Here is a 19,005-nt window from a genome sequence, read left to right on the forward strand (position 1 = left end):
TGATGAAATGCTGGGAGCGGCGTTTATACCCACTCGCGGTGGATCAGGTAATCGGTGTACAGCTTGGCTTCGAGCGAACCGGGAAGCGGCTGCCAGTCATAACGCCATTTTACGACGGGCGGCATCGACACCAGGATCGATTCGGTGCGCCCGCCCGACTGCAGGCCGAACAGCGTGCCGCGATCGTAGACCAGATTGAATTCGACGTAGCGGCCGCGCCGGAATGCCTGGAAGTCACGCTCGCGCTCGCCATATGCCATCGCCTTGCGGCGCTCGATGATCGGCAGATACGCTTGCAAAAAGGCATTGCCGACGCTTTGCACCATGGCAAAGCTCTGCGCGAAATCGGGCGTGCAGTAGTCGTCGAAGAAAATGCCGCCAATGCCACGCGGCTCATTGCGGTGCTTGAGAAAGAAGTATTCGTCGCACCACTGCTTGAAGCGCGGATAGAGCTCCGTGCCGAACGGGTCGAGCGCCACCTTGCAGGTCAAGTGAAAATGGTGGCAATCCTCTTCGAACGGATAGTACGGCGTCAGGTCCATGCCGCCGCCGAACCAGAAAACCGGTGCCTGGCCGGCCTGCGTGGCGATCAGCATGCGCACATTCATGTGCACGGTCGGGCAATACGGGTTGTGCGGGTGCAGCACGAGCGATACGCCCAGCGCCTCGAAGCCGCGTCCGGCCAGCTCGGGCCGAGCTGCGGTGGCCGAGGGCGGCAGGCGATCGCCCTGCACATGGGAGAAATTCACGCCGGCCCGCTCGAACAGCTTGCCGTTCTCCAGCACTCGGGTCTTGCCATCACCGCGCAACGCGCCGTCGGCTGGGCGCTGCCAGTCATCCTGTACGAACGGCGTGCCGTCCAGGCGGGAAAGGGTGGAGACGATCTGCTCCTGCAAACCCAATAAATAGTTGCGCACTTCGAGGGCATTCATCGTCGGATCCTCACAGGGCTTGGATTCCCCGATTGTACCGGCCCGGCGCCCCCAACGCACCCCACGTCGACCACTCGAGTCCGTCGCCGGGCTAGAAAATTCCGCGGTCGCGGCGAGGTTTCCCGTGCGCCGCCCGATGCTTTCGGTCGCGCACCTGCCGGTTGTCGTCTGGGGATTTTGTGTTGGAGAGCGAAAAATTCCGGGTGAGTTGCGGCCGATAGGGCGGCCGTAATTTATCTCTCACAAGGAAACCTGACGGTTATGAAAGAAAATCAAGTTTGTCGCGCACATTGGGCGCGTCTCGGTGTCGCCGCATTAGCGGCGGCGACCTTGCTCGGAGCGGCGCCAGCCTCGGCGGCCGGACAACCCGCCACCGGACAGACCGGCGCATTCGGCAGCTTGCCTGTGCAGGCCGGCAGCATCGCGCCCGCCCGTCAAATCGAAATCCAGCAATACGAGGCCGACGGCGCCATGCGCCAGGCGGACCTGACTCGCCACGCGCGCAACCCGTTTCAAACCACCGGTTACTGGGTCAAGGCGGGCGACAACCTGGTGATCGACTTTGACGACGCCGGCGTGGCACCGGGTGTACCTGTCGAGGTGTGGATCCTGCATCCGACCGACAACACCCAGCGCTATCACTACGCGCAAAAAGCCAAGCTGGTCAAGGGCGAAAATCGCATCGCCGTGGAAAAGGACGGCATCGTCAATATCGCTTACGAACACACGCCGACCGGGCATCCGCTGACGGTGACCCTGCGCGAGGGCGGCCGCGCGCTGCCGCATTTCGTACTGGGCAAGCATACCAACGCGCAGTGGCAGGAAATGCTGGCAACCTATGCGGATTCGGCCTACGTGGAACTGGTGAGCCAGCACGCGGAAATTACCGTGCGCGCATCGCACGCCAAGCATCTGAAGGATCCGAGCGAGCTGCTGCGCACTTGGGATCGAATGGTGCCCGCAGTCCAGGCACTGTATGGCGTGGGGGTGGACAAGAACGCGCCTCACCGGCTCGATCCGCGGCCGGTGCGTATCGTCGACGCGTACAACGGCACCAGGCAAAGCAGCGACGTCATCGTGATGGAAGGGATCCGCTTCTACACCGACGCCGCGGCAGCGCGCATGATCGCCGCCGACGCGCTCACCCGCAATGCATGGACCATCTGGGGCGCGTTGGGGCAACAATACCTGCCGGCACCGATGATGTGGCGCGGCTCGACCTATGGCAGCGACGATCTGGGCGCGCTCTATCTGCAGCAATGGCTCGGCCAGCAGTCCCGCTATGAAACGCAAGGAACCTGGGACAGCCTGAAGCGCTACTTCGGCGGTGAGAAGCGCGACTTCAACCGTCTGGCGCATCACACGCAAACAGCCATGGCATGGCAATTGCACTTGACGTTCGGCAAGCAACTGTTGGCCGACATCGGCACGGCCTATCGCCAAATGGCCGCCGGCGGCACGCACTTGCCGCAAGACCCCTTCAACAAAGTGGGCGAAATGCAGCAGCTGTTCATGCAGCAAGCCAGCCTGCAATCCGGTTATAACCTGCTGCCGTTCTTCGAGAAATGGGGCGTGTCGATCGATCCGCAAACGCGTCACGCGATCGAGTCGCTGCAGCTGACGCCGCTGGTCGAGCCGATCTGGGAAAACCGCGATAGCGATATTCGTTACGATCTGTCCAAGAAGTGCGATATCGCCGGCATCAAGGCGCAAATGGAGCCGCTGCCGGCCATGGACGGCGGTTATCGTCGTGACGTGCAGATCCCGTTGCAGGCCAAGCCGGTTCAATGCGGCACCGCGAAGTATCTTTGGGAGCAAATCGACGGCCCGAAAACGCTGACGATCGCTGACGCGCGCAGCGCACGCACCACCGTTACGGTGCCCGGCGGTCTGCAGGACGGCGCTTTCAAGTTCAAGCTGACCGTGTCCGACCAGCGCACCGGGGCGACCGAATCCGCAGTCGATACTTTCCGTGTCGTCAAACGATTGGCAGCCGTGCGCGGACCGGCCAAGGTCAAGGCGGGCGACACTGTCACGCTCGATGGACGCGTGCGGGACGTCATGGGATTTGCGCTGACGTTCAAATGGCGCGTGCTCGATGCGGCGGGCAACGAGGCGCACAGCGGGACTGGTTCGCGCGGCAAACCCTGGCAGTTCGTGGCCAAAGCACCGGGTCAATACAAGGTGTTCATGACTGCGGTAGCGACCAAGGAAGGCTGGGATAACAGCATCGAGGTGCACGCCGAGCATCAACTGAGCGTCGAGCCGGGCGCGAACCCCGAGCGGCAATATCCCGACTATCGGGAAGGGACTTCCTACCAGGCTGGCGACGTGGTGCGCGGCCGCGACAACCGCTTCTACCAGTGCCGGTCATGGCCGCGCACTGCCTGGTGCGGCAGCGCGGCACGTGCTTATGAACCCGGTAAGGGGTGGGCGTGGCGCGAGGCGTGGAATCTGTTCAAACGCTGATTGACCGCTGAATGATCCGAGGGGCCGTGCCGGTGGCGCGGCCCCTCGGCTTTTTTGTTTTTCCATCCGACGAAAATCGTTCTGTGCGCGCCATGCCTGGCACGGCGCGCGCCGTTTGCCGACTATCTGGTGTATGGTTGGATTTTTTTACCATGGATGTCGAGGACGCAGACCGATGAAAACACGCGCCGCCATAGCCTGGGAAGCGGGCAAGCCGTTGACGATCGAGGAAGTCGATCTGGAGGGCCCGCGCGCGGGCGAAGTGCTGATCGAAGTGAAAGCCACCGGGATTTGCCACACCGACTACTACACGCTGTCGGGGGCGGACCCGGAAGGGTTGTTCCCGGCCATTCTGGGCCATGAGGGCGCGGGCGTGGTGGTGGACCTGGGCGCGGGGGTGACCAGCCTCAAAAAGGGCGATCACGTGATCCCGCTGTACACGCCCGAATGCCGCCAGTGCAAATTCTGCCTGTCGCGCAAGACCAACCTGTGCCAGGCGATCCGCGCCACCCAGGGGCGCGGCCTGATGCCCGACGCCACCTCGCGCTTCTCGCTGGGGGGCAAGCCGATCCTGCACTACATGGGCACCTCCACCTTCTCCAACTACATCGTCGTGCCGGAGATCGCGGTAGCCAAAATCCGCGAAGACGCGCCGTTCGACAAAGTGTGCTACATCGGCTGCGGGGTCACCACTGGGGTGGGCGCGGTGGTCTACTCGGCCAAGGTCGAGGCGGGCGCCAACGTGGTGGTGTTCGGCCTGGGCGGGATCGGGCTCAACGTGATCCAGGGCGCGAAGATGGTGGGCGCCGACAAGATCATCGGCGTCGACATCAACCCGCGGCGGGTCGAGCTCGCGCGCAAATTCGGCATGACCGACTTCATCAACCCCACGGAAGTCGAGAACGTGGTCGATCGCATCGTGCAGCTCACCGACGGCGGGGCCGACTACAGCTTCGAGTGCATCGGCAACGTCACCACCATGCGCCAGGCGCTGGAGTGCTGCCACAAGGGCTGGGGCCAATCGTTCATCATCGGGGTGGCGGCGGCCGGGCAGGAAATCAGCACGCGGCCGTTCCAGCTGGTGACCGGGCGCGAGTGGAAGGGCTCGGCCTTCGGCGGGGCGCGCGGGCGCACCGACGTGCCGAAGATCGTCGACTGGTACATGGAAGGCAAGCTCAACATCGACGACCTCATCACCCATACGCTCAGGCTCGAGCAGATCAACGACGGCTTCGACCTGATGAAGCGCGGCGAGTCGATCCGCTCGGTCGTACTGTATTGAGCGGGGCCGGCGCGATGCTCGAACTGCTCAGCGAACACGCCTGCTTCGGCGGCGTGCAGCGCTTCTACCGGCACGCCTCGGCAACCATCGGGCTGCCGATGCGCTTCTCGGTCTACCTGCCGCCGGGGCAGGGGCGTGGCGCGGGACCCATCCCGGCGCTGGTGTATCTGGCGGGGCTGACCTGCACCGAAGAGACCTTCATGATCAAGGCCGGCGCGCAGCGGCTGGCGGCCGAACACGGCATCGCGCTGCTCGCGCCGGACACCAGCCCGCGCGGGGCGAACCTGCCGGGCGAGGCCGACAGTTGGGACTTCGGTGTCGGGGCGGGCTTCTATCTGGATGCCACCGAGGCGCCGTGGTCCAGGCACTACCGGATGGAGAGCTACGTGACGGGCGAGCTGGTGCCGCTGGCGCAGGCCGAGTTCGGGCTCGATGCGGCGCGCACCGGCATCTTCGGCCACTCGATGGGCGGGCACGGCGCGCTGGTGCTGGCGCTGCGCCACCCGGGGCTGTTCGCTTCGGTATCGGCGTTCGCGCCGATCGCCGCGCCCACGCAGTGCCCGTGGGGCGTCAAGGCATTCACCGGGTACCTCGGGGCGAATCGGCAGCGCTGGCAAAGCCACGACGCCAGCGCGCTGATGGCGGGCATGAAGAAGCCGTATGCCGACGGCATTCTGATCGATCAGGGGCTGGCCGACCGATTCCTGGCCGAGCAACTGCACCCCGAGCAGTTCGAGGCGGCCTGCGCCCGGGCCGGCCAGCCGCTCACGCTGCGGCGCCACCCCGGCTACGACCACGGCTATTACTTCATCTCGACCTTTATGGCCGATCATATGGCGCATCACGCCGGCATTTTGCGTCGGTCCTGAGCGAAGCAGCCACCGCCGTGACAAAGACAAAGGGCGATTGCACCGGTTGGTGCAATCGCCCTGTTTGTTCGCGTCGGCGTGAGTTGCGGCGTGAGTGGCGGCTCAGTGCCCCGGCTTGCGGCTCAACGCCTTGTTGCCGATATCGCGACGGTACTGCATACCGTCGAAATGGATCTGATTGACCGCTTCATAAGCGGCGCTTTGCGCGCCCCGCACCGAATCGGCCAGGCCGACCACGCACAGCACGCGCCCGCCGCTGCTGCGCAGTTGTCCGTCGTCGCTCTTCTGGGTGCCCGCGTGGAACGTCACGCATTCGTCCGTCTCGGCCGGAATGCCCGTGATCAGGTCACCCTTGCGTGGATCGTCGGGGTAGCCGTGCGCGGCCAGCACCACGCCCAGCGCCGTGCGGCGATCCCAGTCGAGGGTGACGGCATCGAGCGTGCCGGCAATCGCGTGTTCGACCACCTTGGAGAAGTCGCCCTTCAGGCGCGCCATGATCGGCTGCGTCTCCGGGTCGCCCATGCGGCAGTTGAATTCGAGCGTCTTGGGGTTGCCCTGCGCGTCGATCATCAGGCCCGCGTACAGGAAGCCGGTATAGCGAATGCCGTCGCTTTCCATGCCGCGCACGGTCGGCAGAATGATCTCGCGCATGACGCGCGCATGAATTTGCGGCGTGACGATCGGCGCTGGCGAGTAGGCTCCCATGCCGCCGGTGTTGGGGCCGGCATCGCCGTCGAGCAGGCGCTTGTGATCCTGGCTGGAGGCCAGCGGCAGCACGTTCTTGCCGTCCACCATGACGATGAAACTGGCTTCCTCGCCGTGCAGGAATTCCTCGATCACCACCCGCGCGCCGGCGTCGCCCAATTTGTTGTCGGCCAGCATCATGTCGATCGCGTCGTGCGCCTGCTCGACGGTCATCGCCACCACCACGCCCTTGCCGGCGGCCAGGCCGTCGGCCTTGACGACGATCGGCGCGCCCTTTGCATCGATATAGGCGTGAGCGGCCGCGGCGTCGGCGAAGGTTTGATATTCGGCGGTCGGAATGCCGTGACGCTGCATGAAAGCCTTGGCGAAATCCTTGGAACTCTCGAGCTGCGCGGCCTCTTTGGTCGGGCCGAAGATTTTCAGGCCGCGCGAGCGGAACAGATTGACGATGCCGGCGGCCAGCGGTGCCTCAGGGCCCACCACCGTCAGGTGGATGTTCTCGCGCACGGCGAATTCGACCAGAACCTTGGGGTCGGTGATGGGTACGTTGAGCAGGCGATCGTCGCTGGCCGTGCCGCCGTTGCCCGGCGCCACATAGATGCGTTGAATGCGCGGCGACTGCGCGAGTTTCCAGGCCAGCGCGTGCTCGCGCCCACCGGAGCCGACAACAAGAATCTTCATGAATTTCCCGCGAATCAATGCGACGCCCGAAGACGGGGCGCCGCGGCTTATCGATCGTTGTTTGCGCGCGTGAGCGACGCGTGGCCGGTTCTTCGGTCAGGCCTCGTCGATCACTGCGTTGGTGTATACGTCCTGCACGTCGTCGAGATTTTCCAGCGCATCGAGCAGCTTTTGCATCTTGACCGCGTCGTCGCCGGTGAACGCGACTTCGCTCTGTGGCTTCATCGTGACTTCAGCGATCTCGGCCTTGAAGCCGGCGCCCTCGAGCGCGGCCTTGACGGCCGAAAAGTCGTGCGGTGCGCAAATGACTTCGAAACTGCCGTCCTCATTGCTGGTGACATCTTCGGCCCCGGCTTCGAGCGCGGCTTCCATCAGCGCGTCCTCGGGTGTGCCCGGGGCGAACAGGAACTGGCCGCAGTGCTTGAACATGAAGGCCACCGAGCCTTCCTGGCCGAGGTTGCCGCCGTGCTTGGAGAAGGCGTGCCGCACCTCGGCAACGGTACGAATGCGATTGTCGGTCATGCAGTCGACAATGACCGCCGCGCCGTTCAGGCCGTAGCCCTCGTAGCGGATTTCCTCGTAATTGACGCCGTCCAGGCCGCCGACGCCGCGCTGGATGGCGCGCTGGATGTTGTCCTTGGGCATATTGGCGTCGGTCGCCTTGTCCATCGCCAGGCGCAGGCGCGGGTTGGCGTCCGGGTCGCCGCCGCCGAGCCTGGCCGCGACGGTGATTTCCTTGATCAGACGGGTCCAGATCTTGCCTCTTTTGGCGTCTGTCGCTGCCTTTTTATGCTTGATATTGGCCCATTTCGAATGCCCAGCCATGTCGTATTCCCCAAAAATCAGTCGAGCCGGACGGCGCCGAAGGGCGGGGCCGCCCTGTCGCTCATCCGCAAAAGCCGTATTTTACCGGGGATAGCCGTGCCCGGCGCCTTTTTTGCTCGCCGATGCCAGAATCGCCCGGCTTGCAGCCGGTTGCCGGGGCGGCGCGCCCCCGGTGTTGTATCCGGCAGGCCGGACGTTGCCGGCCCAGCCGAGACGTCTAAGACAAGCGTCACGGTTTTGCTATTTAATGATGCGATTAACTTATAAATAAGGGTTTTTGCCCATGTCTTTACATGGCCGACATCCTTACGATCTAGCTCCTGTGGTAGACCGGTCAACCGGAAGTCCAAAAAAGGCAAAACAGGACCCCAAAAGCGCTTGTGCCGGCGAACCGACTACTACACTGAGACCGTTGGGCGCGAAAATTTTGGAGACGAAATAGATGTTTCACCAAATAGTTACTCCAGTGGCCAATGCACTGCTGCCGTCGTTTTTGGTAGCGGTCATTCCCATTGCAATCGTACTTGTCATGCTGGGGGTGTTGCGTCGCCCGGCCTGGCAAGCGTCCATGGTGGGCTTGATCGCTGGCTTGATCATTGCCGTCGCCGTGTGGAAGATGCCGGTTGGTCTGGCATTCAATGCCGTGGCTTTCGGCGTGGTTTTCGCGCTCCTGCCCGTTATGTGGATCGTGTATGGCGCGCTGGTGCTGTACAACGTGTCCGTAAAGTCGGGACGCTTCGATGCGTTCCGGCAGTGGATGCTCGATCACATGCCGAATGACCGTCGGCTGGTGCTGCTGGTCGTCGCCTTCTCCTTCGGCTGTCTGCTCGAGGGGATCGCTGGTTTCGGCACGCCGGTGGCGATTACCAGCGCATTGCTGATCGCCCTCGGGTTCCCGGCGCTGGAAGCCTTGACCTACACCCTGATCTTCAACACCGCGCCGGTCGCGTTCGGTGCCTTGGGTGTGCCCATCACGGTGCTCGGCGCGGTCACCAGCATGCCGCCCGGTCCGCTGGGCGCGATGGTCGGTCGGCAATTGCCGCTGTTCGCCTTCCTGCTGCCGTTTTACGTGATCGGTCTGTATGGCGGGTTCCGCTCGATTCGCAAACTGTGGCCGGCCCTGACGGTGGCGGGCGGCAGCTTCGCGCTGGCGCAGTTCGTTTCGTCCAACTTCATCAGCTACCAATTGACCGACGTGCTGGCCTCGATGACCTCGCTGATCATCACCATCGCGTTCCTCAAGGTATGGTCGCCGGAGCCTGATCCCCAATACCATATCGATCGTCCCGCGCGCGCCGCTGGCACGCCGAAGATCGGTTATGGCGGCTGGCTGCCCTGGGTGGTCATTACGGTCGTCGTGATTTTCTGGGTCTACGCCAAGATTTCCGGGATCGGTGAAGCCAAACTGCCGTGGCCGGGGCTCAACCAGCAAGTATTCATTACGCTGTACAACAAGCCTTATGGCGCCGTCTGGGGCTTCCAGCCGCTTGGCACGGGAACCGCGATTCTGCTGGCTGCGGTGATCACTTCCTTCCTGGTGAAGCTCTCCGTCAAGGACTTCCTGGCGTCGCTGTGGGATGCCTGGGTGCAGATCCGCATCGCCGTGCTGACGGTGTGCATGATCGTCGGCCTGGCATTCCTGCTCAACTACTCGGGCATCAGCTATACGCTGGGTATGGGGGTCGCATCGGTCGGAGCGCTCTTCCCGCTGGTTTCGGCGTTCCTCGGCTGGGTGGCGGTTTTCCTGTCGGGCAGCGACACCTCGGGCAACGCACTGTTCGGCAACCTGCAGGTCGTGGCTGCCAAGCAACTGGGCTTCGATCCGGTCTTGATGGCGGCGACCAACTCGTCGGGCGGTGTGATGGGCAAGATGATTTCCCCGCAGAACATCGCAACGGGCGTGTCCACCACCGGCTTGCGCGGTCACGAAGGTGTGGTGTTCGCCCGTACCTTCAAGCACAGCGTTTTCCTGACCTTGTTGCTCGGGGTTGTGGTCTACTTGCAGCAACACGTGCTGAGTTGGATGATTCCGCATCTGCATTGATGCGAGCGCCGGGATAGGAATAGACGCTTAACCCGGGTGTTGCAGATTGGCGGATGGCTGCCTGGCGGCCATCCGCCAAAGCTGTTTTTAGCGACGCAAAAAGGCATCGCCGCTTGTCCCGATGCGCGTGGCATACTTGGCCAACCCACTTGAAATGACCGCGACACGCCGCCGTACGCAGGGCGTCGCGGTTTCCTCTGGACGATGAGCAAAACCGGTCAGTCTTCTTCCATCTCTTCGCCCGGCGCCCTGCATGGCGTCAAACCGCTCTGGCTGAAGTCGGCGCCGTTCATATTCCTGCTGCTGTGGTCCGCCGGCTTCACCATCGCCAAGATCGGTCTGGCCTATGTGAACCCGCTGACCTTTTTGGTGCTGCGCTATGCGCTGGTGCTGCTGGTGCTGCTGCCGTTGCTGGTGGTGTTGCGCCCGCCCTGGCCGAAGACCGCGGCAGCGTGGCGACATCTGGCGGTAGTGGGCCTGCTGATTCAGGCGGGCTATTTCAGTCTGTTCAATCTGGCGCTGCGCTTTGGCGCATCGGTCGGTGGCGTCGCCCTGATCGTTTCGCTGCAGCCGATTCTGGTGGCGTTACTGGTGCCCTACATGAGCAACGAACGAATCAGCAAGACGCGCTGGTTCGGTCTCGGATTGGGCCTCGTAGGCGCCGCGCTGGTGATCCTCGCGCGCTCGGCCATCGAGGCGACATCAGTGGCCGGCATTCTGTGCGCGTTGCTGGCGCTGGCCTGCATCACGGCCGGCACGCTCTATGAAAAGCGCTTTGGCTCACCGCATCATCCGGTGGTCGCCAACGCCGTGCAATATGCGGTCGGCCTGCTGGTGGTGTTGCCGCTGGCCTGGGCCTTCGAGCCGATGCAGGTGCGCTGGAGCGGCCCGTTGATTCTGTCGCTGGCTTACCTGGTGCTCGCCAATTCGTTGATCGCCATCAGCCTGCTGCTGGTCATGATCCGGCATGGCGAGGCGTCGCGCGTGTCGGCATTGTTCTTCCTGGTGCCGCCCGCGGCCGCGTTGATCGCGTGGCTGATGATCGGCGAGCACATGCCGCCGCTGGCGTGGATCGGCATGGGCGTGGCCGGGCTTGGCGTGGCACTGACGCGGCGCTAGTTCTTGGTGCCGAACAGGCGATCCCCCGCATCTCCCAGTCCGGGCACGATGTAGGCATGCTCATCGAGCCGTTCGTCGAGCGACGCCACGTAGAGTTTGACGCGCGGATGCGCGGCGTGAAACACCGTGACGCCTTCCGGTGCGGCCACCAGGGCCAGGAACAGAATGGCTTCGTCGCTGACGCCGCGCTTCTTGAGCACATCCACCGCATGCACGGCGGAATTGCCGGTGGCCACCATCGGATCGCACAGGATGAAAACGCGCTCGGCCAGATCGGGCAGCCGCACCAGATACTCGACCGGCCGGTGGTTGTCGTCGCGATATACGCCGATATGACCGACCCGCGCCGACGGCACCAGATCGAGCAGGCCGTCGCTCATGCCGATGCCGGCGCGCAGCACCGGCACGATCGCCAGCTTCTTGCCGGCAATGACCGGCGCATCCATCGGCACCAGCGGTGTCTCGATGCGCTCCGTGGTCAGCGGCAGATCGCGCGTGATTTCATAGCCCATGAGCAGCGTGATTTCGCGCAGCAGGTCGCGGAAGGTGCGTGTCGAGGTTTCCTTGTCCCGCATATGCGACAGCTTGTGCTGGATCAGCGGATGGTCGCAGATAAAGAGGTTCGGAAAGCGGGAGTCTTGTTTCATGGCGAGGGGCACGCAAAAAAGGGCACAGGGGCAAGGTGGCGAACCGGTTCGTCGCCGTGGGCCGATTTTAGCCCAACCCCGGCGGGCCGCCCAGCGTGCGCTCGGCGCGTTTGCCGGGATTCCCTTAGAATTTGCCGGGCAGGCACGCGAGTCCACGGGTTGTCGGCAGTCGCCGGGTCGCTGGTCGATCCGACGGGGCGCCCGAAGAGCGCGCTTACGAGACATTTTCGCAAAGGGCAAAGGGTTAGACCGATGAAACTCGATATCGAAGGCAAGCGCGCATTGGTGTGCGGCGCCAGCAAAGGCCTGGGGCGCGGCTGCGCAGAGGCGCTCGCAGCCGAAGGCGTGCAGGTCACGATCGTCGCGCGCACTGCCGCCACGCTAGAGGCGGCGGCCGCCGAGATACGGGCGCGCCATGGCGTGCCGGTCACCGCCGTGGCGTGCGATATCACCACGCCCGAGGGGCGCGCTGCGGCGCTGGCGGCGTGTGGCGAGCCGGACATCGTGGTGACCAACGCGGGCGGGCCGCCCCCGGGCGACTTTCGCGACTGGACGCGCGACGATTGGATTCGTGCGCTGGACGCCAATATGCTGAGCCCGATCGAATTGATCAAGGCGACCGTCGACGGCATGATCTCGCGCCGCTTCGGGCGCATCGTCAATATCACCAGTTCCTCGGTCAAGGCGCCGATCGAGATTCTCGGGCTGTCCAATGGCGCCCGCTCGGGGCTGACCGGCTTCGTCGCCGGGCTCGCCCGCAAGACCGTGGCGCACAACGTGACGATCAACAACCTGCTGCCCGGACAATTCGACACCGATCGCCTGGCGGCCACGCTCGCCGCGCGGGCCCGGCGCGAGGGCATTGCCCCGGACGAAATTCGTGCGCACAGCGCGAGCCGCATTCCCGCACAGCGCTTCGGCACGCCCGAGGAATTCGGCGCAATGTGCGCGTTTCTGTGCAGCGCGCATGCCGGGTATTTCACCGGGCAGAACGTGCTGCTCGACGGCGGCGCTTATCCCGGTACGTTCTAGCGGCCGGCGCCATGAATTTTCGATTCCCACATTTACCCATGCAAACAGCGAGGAGCGAATATGAGCAAAGCCATTCGAATCCATGAGACCGGCGGGCCCGAAGTCATGCAATATGTCGACGTCGAGGTCGGCGAGCCGGGGCCGGGCGAGGCCCGCGTGCGGCATCATGCGGTCGGACTGAACTACATCGACGTTTATTTCCGGACCGGCCTGTATCCGCAACCGCTGCCCGCCGGCCTGGGCATGGAAGGCGCGGGCGTGGTCGAGGCGGTCGGCGAGGGCGTGAGCCACGTCAAGGTGGGCGATCGCGTCGCCTACGCCGGCCGGCCGCCGGGCGCCTATGCGCAAGTGCGGGTGATGCCCGCCGCGTTCCTGGTGGTACTGCCCGACGCCCTGTCGTTCGAGCAGGGCGCGGCCATGATGCTGCAGGGCATGACGGCGCAGTACCTGTTGCGCCGTACCTATCCGGTCAAGGCGGGCGACACGATCCTGATTCACGCGGCCGCGGGCGGCGTGGGCCTGATCGCTTGCCAATGGGCCAAGGCGCTGGGTGCGACCGTGATCGGCACGGTTGGCTCGGACGCCAAGGCCGAACTGGCGAAGGCCAATGGCTGCGATCATCCCATCGTGTACACGCGCGAGAACTTCGTCGAGCGCGTCAAGGAAATCACCCGTGGCGAGGGCGTGCCGGTGGTCTATGACTCGATTGGCAAGGATACTTATATCGGTTCGCTGGATTGCCTGCGCCCGCTCGGCATGATGGTGAGTTTCGGCAGCGCCTCCGGCCCGCTCGATCCCATCAACGTGCCGGATCTGGTGTCGAGGGGATCGTTGTTTTTCACGCGACCGACGCTGTTTTCGTACATCGCCAAGCGCGCCGATCTGGAGAGGACCGCGCAGGATCTGTTCGACGTGGTGGTCGACGGCAAAGTGAAAATCGAAATCAACCAGCGCTATGCGTTGGCCGACGCTGCGCAGGCGCACCGGGATCTGGAGGGCCGCAAGACCACTGGGTCGACGATCCTGCTGCCTTGAGTCCGCCGCGAACCCTGCGGCGCCGCGCTTGCTTCAGGCGCGCGGCGCGATGCCTGCCTGTTGCTGCGCGGCGCGCAGCACATGGCGTGGCAGCAGTTTGAGCAGCCAGTGCACGGCCAAGGCGATGACGATGACGTCGTCCACCACGCCGATCACTGGCATCAGCACCGAGATGGGATCGAACGGCCACACCGCATACAGTGCCAGTGCAGCCATCGCGGGCCACAGCCAGCGTGGCCGGTCAGGGTGCCGCAAGGCATGCCAAAGCACGCGAAAATCCGTTCTGGCCAGACGCCAGAGCCGCGAAATCCGCGAGAGCCGCAACATCGGAATACGCATCGTTGTTCCTCGCTCGCGTGGTTGGGCGCACGTTGGTGCGCCGTACGTGATACTTCCGCTAGATATACCAGACCTGCCCGCGCTCGTGTGTGTTGGCGCCACACCGGGCCGCAGCCCTGCGAATTGCCCTGCCGCCCCGCTCGGAGGATAATTCCCGCAGCCCCGCGGTCTATCCCGATGCCCTGGACTCCCGATATTCGCCATGACAGACTCCCAAGACCCCAAGCAGCCCCAAACGCCTTCCCAACCCGCGCCGCCGTCGGCCACGCCATCCGAGGTCGATCCGGCAAGCGCGCATATCGCCAGCGATCATCCGGTGCCTCCGCCGATCCAGGGGGCCGAGTCCAATGAGCCGCCATCGCGCGTGGCGCACCCCGCCGGCGCAGAGCCGCCTTCAGAGCCGCCCCCTGCGCAGCCGTCTAACCCCGCCGAGGCCCCGGGCGGCAGCGGCGGCAATACCGGCATGCCGTCGTATCTGTCTTCGGCCGACACGCCGCTGGGGGTGCTGCGCCGCATCGTGACGGCGCGCTTTCGCGCCTGGTATGACCGGGCTGGACAGCGCATCACACAGCGCACGCTCAAGATCGGCATCTCGGCGCGCATCTTCCACCCCGAGCCAGGTTCAAAGGGGTTGCGCAGCAAGACGCTGCAATATCTCGAAGAGTCGATCGCGCACTGGGTCATGTCGCGCGACGTGCTCGTGTTCATGATCCCGACGGTCGACACGCAAGGGTTGCTGCATCCGAGCCATATAAGGCTGCGCGATTATGCCAAGCATCTCGATGGGTTGGTCTTGCAGGGCGGCGCCGATGTCTCGCCGCAGAGTTACTCGGAAGTGGCCACGCGCCACGAGTGGCAAGGCGATCGCATGCGCGATATGTACGAACTGGAACTGCTGCACGAATTCATCGATGCGGGCAAGCCGGTCCTCGGCGTGTGCCGCGGCTGTCAATTGATCAACGTCGCGTTCGGCGGCACGCTCTATCAGGACATTCAAACCGAATTGCCCGACGCGATCCCGCACGTCAACGAGCAGTACGACGCCAATCGTCACACGCTGTCGTTCCCGGAGGGTTCGTCGCTCAAGGCGATGCTCGCGGCGCAGGGCACACCGATCGTCAACTCGATCCACCATCAGTCGGTCAGGACGCTGGGGCGCGATCTGTCGGTCGAGGCGATCAGCGCCGAAGACGGTGTGATCGAGGCGATTCGTCACCGCAAGTCGCCGTTCGTGGTGGGATTGCAATGGCATCCGGAGTTTCACCGGGCCGGCGGGCCCGAACTGCTCGATTGCACTCCGGTACTCGATACGTTTTTGCGCGCGGCCCGCGAGACGCGATTCTAGTTCTCCGCCGGTTTTTTCGCAGGCCAAAGAAAAAGGCACCGTTTTGCGGTGCCTTTTTCACATCAGCCTGCCGAGCGCTTAGAAGCGGTGGCGAATGCCGGTGCCGACCATCACCTGCGAGTCTGTCGAGGAGACGCCGCCTGCGCCGTTGATCGCGGCGTTCAGGCCAGTGCCATCGTTATCGGCGACCTTCTGGTAGGTGCCTTCCAGGTACACATCGGTACGTTTGGACAAGTGGTAGTCGGCCTGCAGCGTTACGGTATGCCATTTCGGCTTCTTGCCGGTGGCATCGAGCTTGCCGTCGGTGAACGTGTAGGCGCCGGCCAGCGATACTGCCGGAGTCAGCGCATACTTGGCGTTGATTTCATAGTTGTCGAACCGCACGCCCTGACCGTTGAAGCCGCTGATCGCGGTGCTGTTGAAGTTCGCCGACGCGACGTTATCCAACTGCGTGTGAGTCCACACCAGACCGACGGTGGCCGGGCCGAAGGCATAGCTGCCGCCGACGCCGAACACGCGCTGACGCGAGGCGAGGAAAATCGCGTCGCCCGAGCTGGTCGACGAATCGAGTGCGCCGCCGGCGAGATTGCCGTTGCCGCGATTGATCTGCAAATACGCCGCAGCCAGGCTCAACGGGCCGTTGTTGTAGGAAGTGCCAAAGCTGTAGGCGCGATTGTCGGAGAAGCCGCCGGCTTTGTTGGAGAAGCCGTACAGGGCGCCGAAGCTCAGGCCGTTGTAATTGACGCTCGAGTACTTGACCGAGTTGTTGATGCGGAACGAATTGTTGGTGTTGTCGTTGTCATACGGGTGCGAAGCCATGACACCGCCGTACCCGCTGCCGTTGAGCGTCAGGGGTGCGAGATAGTCGACCACGGAGTCGTACTGACGACCGATCGTGAGCGTGCCGAACTGTGCGCTGCTCAGGCCGACATAAGCCTGACGGCCGAACTCGCGGCCGCCCTGGCCCAGTTTGCCATTCGCGATATTGAAGCCGTTTTCCAATTTGAAGACGGCTTTCAGGCCATTGCCCAGATCTTCGGAGCCTTCCAGGCCCCAACGGCTGCCATTGACCATGCCGCTGGCGGCGGCCCAGTTGCTGTTGCCGCCCGAGTTGTTCACATAGGCCACGCCGGCATCGATCAAGCCATACAACGCCACGCTGCTTTGCGCTTGTGCAGCAGCGGAGAACGCACCGAGGGCCGCGAGCGCGAAGAGGGTTTTTTTCATGTGTTTGCTCCAGTGAAGTATTGCAGATGTTCAAACTTTTACGAATACATAATCACGCGGAACAGGACGCGTGGCCGGGGCTGTTGTCGATTGCACCGGCACGGCGGCCTGCGACAGCACCGCCCTGTTCAGTTGACAGCCACGAGTGTAGGGGCGGGGGTCTTTTGCATATATCGCGGTTCTCGCAATAATTTGTTGCTGAAAATGAAAGAATTTTTTCTTGCCGTCTAACCTGTTGTGGCAAAAGAAATTTTTTGAGATGAAAAATATGAGTAGGATGGCGAAGCAAATATTTGTTGCGAACCAGCCACACGGAAACCCGCGCCGCAGAAAGGGGCGGCATGCTTTATTGCGCCAACCGGAATAATGCATTGCAGCGAATGCTGATAATGAAATCGGGCAGCCGCCCTATACTACGTTCCGCGAGAGGTTGACTTTTGCATTGAGTGAAAAGTCTCCAAACCTTGGCGCGGCCCTTGGGCCGCGCCTTTTTTATTTGCGTGTTCTTATGTGGCTCGCCTCGCGCGCGAAGGTCATCAGAAGTATGCCGGCCGCGATCGGCAGCCCGCCGAGCAGGTCGCTCGCGTTGACCGGTTCGCCCAACACGGCGAACGCGATCAGCGTGCCGAACAGCGGATTAAGAAAATGAAACGCACTGGCGTTGCTCGCCACCCCGTTGCCGAGCAGCCAGAGCCACATCAGCGCCGCGCCGATCGATACGCCGCCGGCCAAATACAGCAGGGCGCCGACGAGCGATGCCTGCCAGTGGATCGCGTGAAACTCACCGGTTGCCCCGGCCAGCACCGTCAGCGACACAGCGCCTGCAATGGTTTGCAGCGCCGTGACCAGCAGGAAATCCTGGTGCGCGGCCGTGCGTTTGAGCAGGATCGTCCCGCACGCCAACGCCAGGACTCCCAGCAGTAACAATCCGATGCCCAACGGTGCCAAGCCCGCGGTGCTCACATGGTGATGCACGACCATCGTCACGCCCGCGGCGCCCAACGCCAAACCGGTGAACTTGGGCCAGGTCGCGCGTTCACGCAGCAGCGGGATCGCCAACGCGCTGGTGAGCAACGGATAGACGCTCGTGAGCAGAGCAGCGAACCCCGCAGGCACCGTTTGCAGGGCGATCCAGCCCAACCCGAGATAGACCGTGTTGTTGAGTATGCCGGCCAGCACCAGGATGCCCGCATGCTCCAGCCGCAGCGGTACGCGCCGCCGCCGGTGTCTGGCGGCCAGCAGCGCGATCAGGCACAGCGAGGCCAGGCCAAAGCGCATCGCCAGCAAGGCGAACGGCGGGGCCGATTGCAAGCCTATCTTGCCGGCGACGAAGGCTGAACTCCACAGCAGGCTGAACAGGGTGCCGACCGCGGCAACCTTGCCGAGGCGGGCCGATACGGGCTTTGCCGGCATCGCGGCGGGTTCGGTGAGTGCGAGCAACTTTTGCGACATGATGGACCTCCGCTGTTTCAGTTCGACTGGAAATCAGCTTACGCGCGCTTCCATAATTTGATAAATTGATAATTGAGCTATCAAAATGAGATTCTCAAATGAGAAACTTCGATACCGACGTCTTGCGTGCTTTGGTGGCGATTGCCGATACGACGAGCTTTTCGTTAGCCGCCGCTCGGCTTGGGCGGTCCCAGTCGGCCATCAGCCTGCAGATCAAGCGGCTCGAGGAGCAGGTCGGCAAGGCGTTGCTCACGCGCACCCAGGGACGCGTGAGCGGCCCGACCGCCGAAGGCAGGCTGCTGATCGACTACGCGCGGCAAATTCTGCGGCTAAACGATGAGGTTGCCGAAGTGCTGTTCGAGCCTTCGCTGGGAGGGCGGCTGCGTGTAGGGGTGCCGGAGGAGCTGATGGAAAGCGCGTTCACCGGCGTGCTCGATGAATTCAGCCGTGCTTACCCGCGCGTGACGCTGAGCTTGAACTGCGACTTGTCGGTGCAATTGGCGAGTTTGCTCGAGGCCGGCGAACTCGATGTTGCCCTGCTCAAGTCGGTGGATGCCGATCCGCGCGCCAAGGATACGCTATGGCACGAACCGCTGGTCTGGATGCGAGGTATCGCGCACCCGGTACCGCAAGCGCGGCCATTGCCCATCGCGGTGTTCCAGGAGGGATGCGTGTTTCGCGTTGCCGCGCTCGAACGACTGGCGCGCCATGATATCGCCTGGCGCATTGCCTTCACGGGTCACAGCTATGCCGGTCTGCGGCATGCGGTGGCCAGCGGCCTGGCGGTCTCGCCGCTGCCGCTGAGTCTGTTGAGCGACGGTCTGGAAATTGTCGGCGAAGGATTGCCGCGCCTGCCTCAGGCGCGGCTGTTGGCGCGTTTCGCGTCCGGCCAGCAGATGCCCGCCGCGCGGCGCCTGGTAGCGATGTTCCGCGAGCACCTATGGAGCGGCCGCCGCCGTGAGCGCTTGGCCTGAAGTGCGGCAAGCGCGCGGCGCGCGGCGC

At 63.6% G+C, this 19,005-nt stretch carries 17 protein-coding genes; 9 read left to right on the plus strand and 8 right to left on the minus strand.

What is annotated here, in order from left to right:
• Positions 1 to 23: 23 nt before the first annotated feature.
• Positions 24 to 932, minus strand: coding sequence for an oxygen-dependent coproporphyrinogen oxidase (gene hemF / locus PATSB16_RS03000; protein ID WP_047212569.1), 909 nt, complete (start codon positions 930 to 932; stop codon positions 24 to 26).
• A gap of 261 nt (positions 933 to 1,193) precedes the next feature.
• On the opposite strand from hemF, the gene PATSB16_RS03005 reads away from it, so the two are divergent.
• From PATSB16_RS03005 to fghA, 3 genes are all read left to right on the plus strand, one after another.
• Entirely contained in the window at positions 1,194 to 3,401 is a 2,208-nt protein-coding gene (locus PATSB16_RS03005; RefSeq protein WP_047212571.1) for a M60 family metallopeptidase, read from the plus strand.
• A 175-nt stretch (positions 3,402 to 3,576) separates the two neighbouring features.
• Entirely contained in the window at positions 3,577 to 4,683 is a 1,107-nt protein-coding gene (locus tag PATSB16_RS03010) for an S-(hydroxymethyl)glutathione dehydrogenase/class III alcohol dehydrogenase (RefSeq protein WP_047212573.1), read from the plus strand.
• A 14-nt stretch (positions 4,684 to 4,697) separates the two neighbouring features.
• Positions 4,698 to 5,552, plus strand: a complete 855-nt coding sequence (gene fghA / locus PATSB16_RS03015; RefSeq protein ID WP_047216218.1) for an S-formylglutathione hydrolase — start codon at positions 4,698 to 4,700, stop codon at positions 5,550 to 5,552.
• Positions 5,553 to 5,654: 102 nt separating this feature from the next.
• Here the strand turns inward: fghA and purD are convergent, their stop codons facing one another.
• Both purD and PATSB16_RS03025 read right to left on the minus strand, forming a co-directional pair.
• Positions 5,655 to 6,938, minus strand: coding sequence for a phosphoribosylamine--glycine ligase (gene purD, locus PATSB16_RS03020; protein ID WP_047212574.1), 1,284 nt, complete (start codon positions 6,936 to 6,938; stop codon positions 5,655 to 5,657).
• Between the two features lie 96 nt (positions 6,939 to 7,034).
• On the minus strand, positions 7,035 to 7,763 hold the full coding sequence (locus tag PATSB16_RS03025; protein ID WP_047212576.1) for a YebC/PmpR family DNA-binding transcriptional regulator: 729 nt from the start codon (positions 7,761 to 7,763) through the stop codon (positions 7,035 to 7,037).
• A 442-nt stretch (positions 7,764 to 8,205) separates the two neighbouring features.
• Here PATSB16_RS03025 and PATSB16_RS03030 point away from each other — a divergent pair, with 442 nt between their 5' ends.
• Complete coding sequence (locus tag PATSB16_RS03030; protein ID WP_047212578.1) at positions 8,206 to 9,807, plus strand: L-lactate permease; 1,602 nt, start codon at positions 8,206 to 8,208, stop codon at positions 9,805 to 9,807.
• Positions 9,808 to 10,011: 204 nt separating this feature from the next.
• Complete coding sequence (locus PATSB16_RS03035) at positions 10,012 to 10,926, plus strand: DMT family transporter (protein WP_156884573.1); 915 nt, start codon at positions 10,012 to 10,014, stop codon at positions 10,924 to 10,926.
• On the opposite strand, the gene upp is transcribed toward PATSB16_RS03035, so the two are convergent.
• Complete coding sequence (gene upp, locus PATSB16_RS03040; protein ID WP_047212579.1) at positions 10,923 to 11,573, minus strand: uracil phosphoribosyltransferase; 651 nt, start codon at positions 11,571 to 11,573, stop codon at positions 10,923 to 10,925. The two genes, PATSB16_RS03035 and upp, sit on opposite strands and share 4 nt — an antisense overlap.
• Positions 11,574 to 11,825: 252 nt before the next feature.
• Between upp and PATSB16_RS03045 the strand changes: the two genes are divergently transcribed.
• The gene (locus PATSB16_RS03045) at positions 11,826 to 12,605 is read left to right on the plus strand and encodes an SDR family oxidoreductase (RefSeq protein WP_047212580.1); all 780 of its coding nucleotides are present in this window, start codon (positions 11,826 to 11,828) and stop codon (positions 12,603 to 12,605) included.
• A 60-nt stretch (positions 12,606 to 12,665) separates the two neighbouring features.
• On the plus strand, positions 12,666 to 13,640 hold the full coding sequence (locus tag PATSB16_RS03050; RefSeq protein ID WP_047212582.1) for a quinone oxidoreductase family protein: 975 nt from the start codon (positions 12,666 to 12,668) through the stop codon (positions 13,638 to 13,640).
• Between the two features lie 33 nt (positions 13,641 to 13,673).
• Here the strand turns inward: PATSB16_RS03050 and PATSB16_RS03055 are convergent, their stop codons facing one another.
• The gene (locus tag PATSB16_RS03055) at positions 13,674 to 13,979 is read right to left on the minus strand and encodes a DUF1232 domain-containing protein (protein ID WP_237170286.1); all 306 of its coding nucleotides are present in this window, start codon (positions 13,977 to 13,979) and stop codon (positions 13,674 to 13,676) included.
• Between the two features lie 202 nt (positions 13,980 to 14,181).
• Between PATSB16_RS03055 and PATSB16_RS03060 the strand changes: the two genes are divergently transcribed.
• Positions 14,182 to 15,324: a gamma-glutamyl-gamma-aminobutyrate hydrolase family protein gene (locus PATSB16_RS03060; RefSeq protein ID WP_047212584.1), complete on the plus strand. Its 1,143-nt coding sequence runs from the start codon at positions 14,182 to 14,184 to the stop codon at positions 15,322 to 15,324.
• Positions 15,325 to 15,402: 78 nt separating this feature from the next.
• Here the strand turns inward: PATSB16_RS03060 and PATSB16_RS03065 are convergent, their stop codons facing one another.
• From PATSB16_RS03065 to PATSB16_RS03070, 3 genes are all read right to left on the minus strand, one after another.
• Positions 15,403 to 16,551, minus strand: coding sequence for a porin (locus PATSB16_RS03065; RefSeq protein ID WP_047212585.1), 1,149 nt, complete (start codon positions 16,549 to 16,551; stop codon positions 15,403 to 15,405).
• 30 nt (positions 16,552 to 16,581) lie between these two features.
• Positions 16,582 to 16,923: a hypothetical protein gene (locus PATSB16_RS20770; protein ID WP_156884575.1), complete on the minus strand. Its 342-nt coding sequence runs from the start codon at positions 16,921 to 16,923 to the stop codon at positions 16,582 to 16,584.
• A 120-nt stretch (positions 16,924 to 17,043) separates the two neighbouring features.
• Positions 17,044 to 18,003: a DMT family transporter gene (locus PATSB16_RS03070; protein WP_052892548.1), complete on the minus strand. Its 960-nt coding sequence runs from the start codon at positions 18,001 to 18,003 to the stop codon at positions 17,044 to 17,046.
• A gap of 98 nt (positions 18,004 to 18,101) precedes the next feature.
• Here PATSB16_RS03070 and PATSB16_RS03075 point away from each other — a divergent pair, with 98 nt between their 5' ends.
• Complete coding sequence (locus tag PATSB16_RS03075) at positions 18,102 to 18,977, plus strand: LysR substrate-binding domain-containing protein (protein ID WP_052892549.1); 876 nt, start codon at positions 18,102 to 18,104, stop codon at positions 18,975 to 18,977.
• The last annotated feature ends 28 nt before the right edge of the window (positions 18,978 to 19,005 follow it).

The sequence above is a fragment of the Pandoraea thiooxydans genome, assembly GCF_001931675.1.
GTDB lineage: Bacteria > Pseudomonadota > Gammaproteobacteria > Burkholderiales > Burkholderiaceae > Pandoraea > Pandoraea thiooxydans.

Coding starts and splice junctions, on each gene's coding strand:
- PATSB16_RS20770 (WP_156884575.1), bottom strand. CDS start 16,923: ATGCATTATTCCGGTTGGCGCAATAAAGCATGCCGCCCCTTTCTGCGG.
- PATSB16_RS03055 (WP_237170286.1), bottom strand. CDS start 13,979: ATGCGTATTCCGATGTTGCGGCTCTCGCGGATTTCGCGGCTCTGGCGT.
- PATSB16_RS03070 (WP_052892548.1), bottom strand. CDS start 18,003: ATGTCGCAAAAGTTGCTCGCACTCACCGAACCCGCCGCGATGCCGGCA.
- PATSB16_RS03025 (WP_047212576.1), bottom strand. CDS start 7,763: ATGGCTGGGCATTCGAAATGGGCCAATATCAAGCATAAAAAGGCAGCG.
- fghA (WP_047216218.1), top strand. CDS start 4,698: ATGCTCGAACTGCTCAGCGAACACGCCTGCTTCGGCGGCGTGCAGCGC.
- PATSB16_RS03005 (WP_047212571.1), top strand. CDS start 1,194: ATGAAAGAAAATCAAGTTTGTCGCGCACATTGGGCGCGTCTCGGTGTC.
- PATSB16_RS03045 (WP_047212580.1), top strand. CDS start 11,826: ATGAAACTCGATATCGAAGGCAAGCGCGCATTGGTGTGCGGCGCCAGC.
- hemF (WP_047212569.1), bottom strand. CDS start 932: ATGAATGCCCTCGAAGTGCGCAACTATTTATTGGGTTTGCAGGAGCAG.
- upp (WP_047212579.1), bottom strand. CDS start 11,573: ATGAAACAAGACTCCCGCTTTCCGAACCTCTTTATCTGCGACCATCCG.
- PATSB16_RS03060 (WP_047212584.1), top strand. CDS start 14,182: ATGACAGACTCCCAAGACCCCAAGCAGCCCCAAACGCCTTCCCAACCC.
- PATSB16_RS03065 (WP_047212585.1), bottom strand. CDS start 16,551: ATGAAAAAAACCCTCTTCGCGCTCGCGGCCCTCGGTGCGTTCTCCGCT.
- PATSB16_RS03010 (WP_047212573.1), top strand. CDS start 3,577: ATGAAAACACGCGCCGCCATAGCCTGGGAAGCGGGCAAGCCGTTGACG.
- purD (WP_047212574.1), bottom strand. CDS start 6,938: ATGAAGATTCTTGTTGTCGGCTCCGGTGGGCGCGAGCACGCGCTGGCC.
- PATSB16_RS03075 (WP_052892549.1), top strand. CDS start 18,102: ATGAGAAACTTCGATACCGACGTCTTGCGTGCTTTGGTGGCGATTGCC.
- PATSB16_RS03030 (WP_047212578.1), top strand. CDS start 8,206: ATGTTTCACCAAATAGTTACTCCAGTGGCCAATGCACTGCTGCCGTCG.
- PATSB16_RS03050 (WP_047212582.1), top strand. CDS start 12,666: ATGAGCAAAGCCATTCGAATCCATGAGACCGGCGGGCCCGAAGTCATG.
- PATSB16_RS03035 (WP_156884573.1), top strand. CDS start 10,012: ATGAGCAAAACCGGTCAGTCTTCTTCCATCTCTTCGCCCGGCGCCCTG.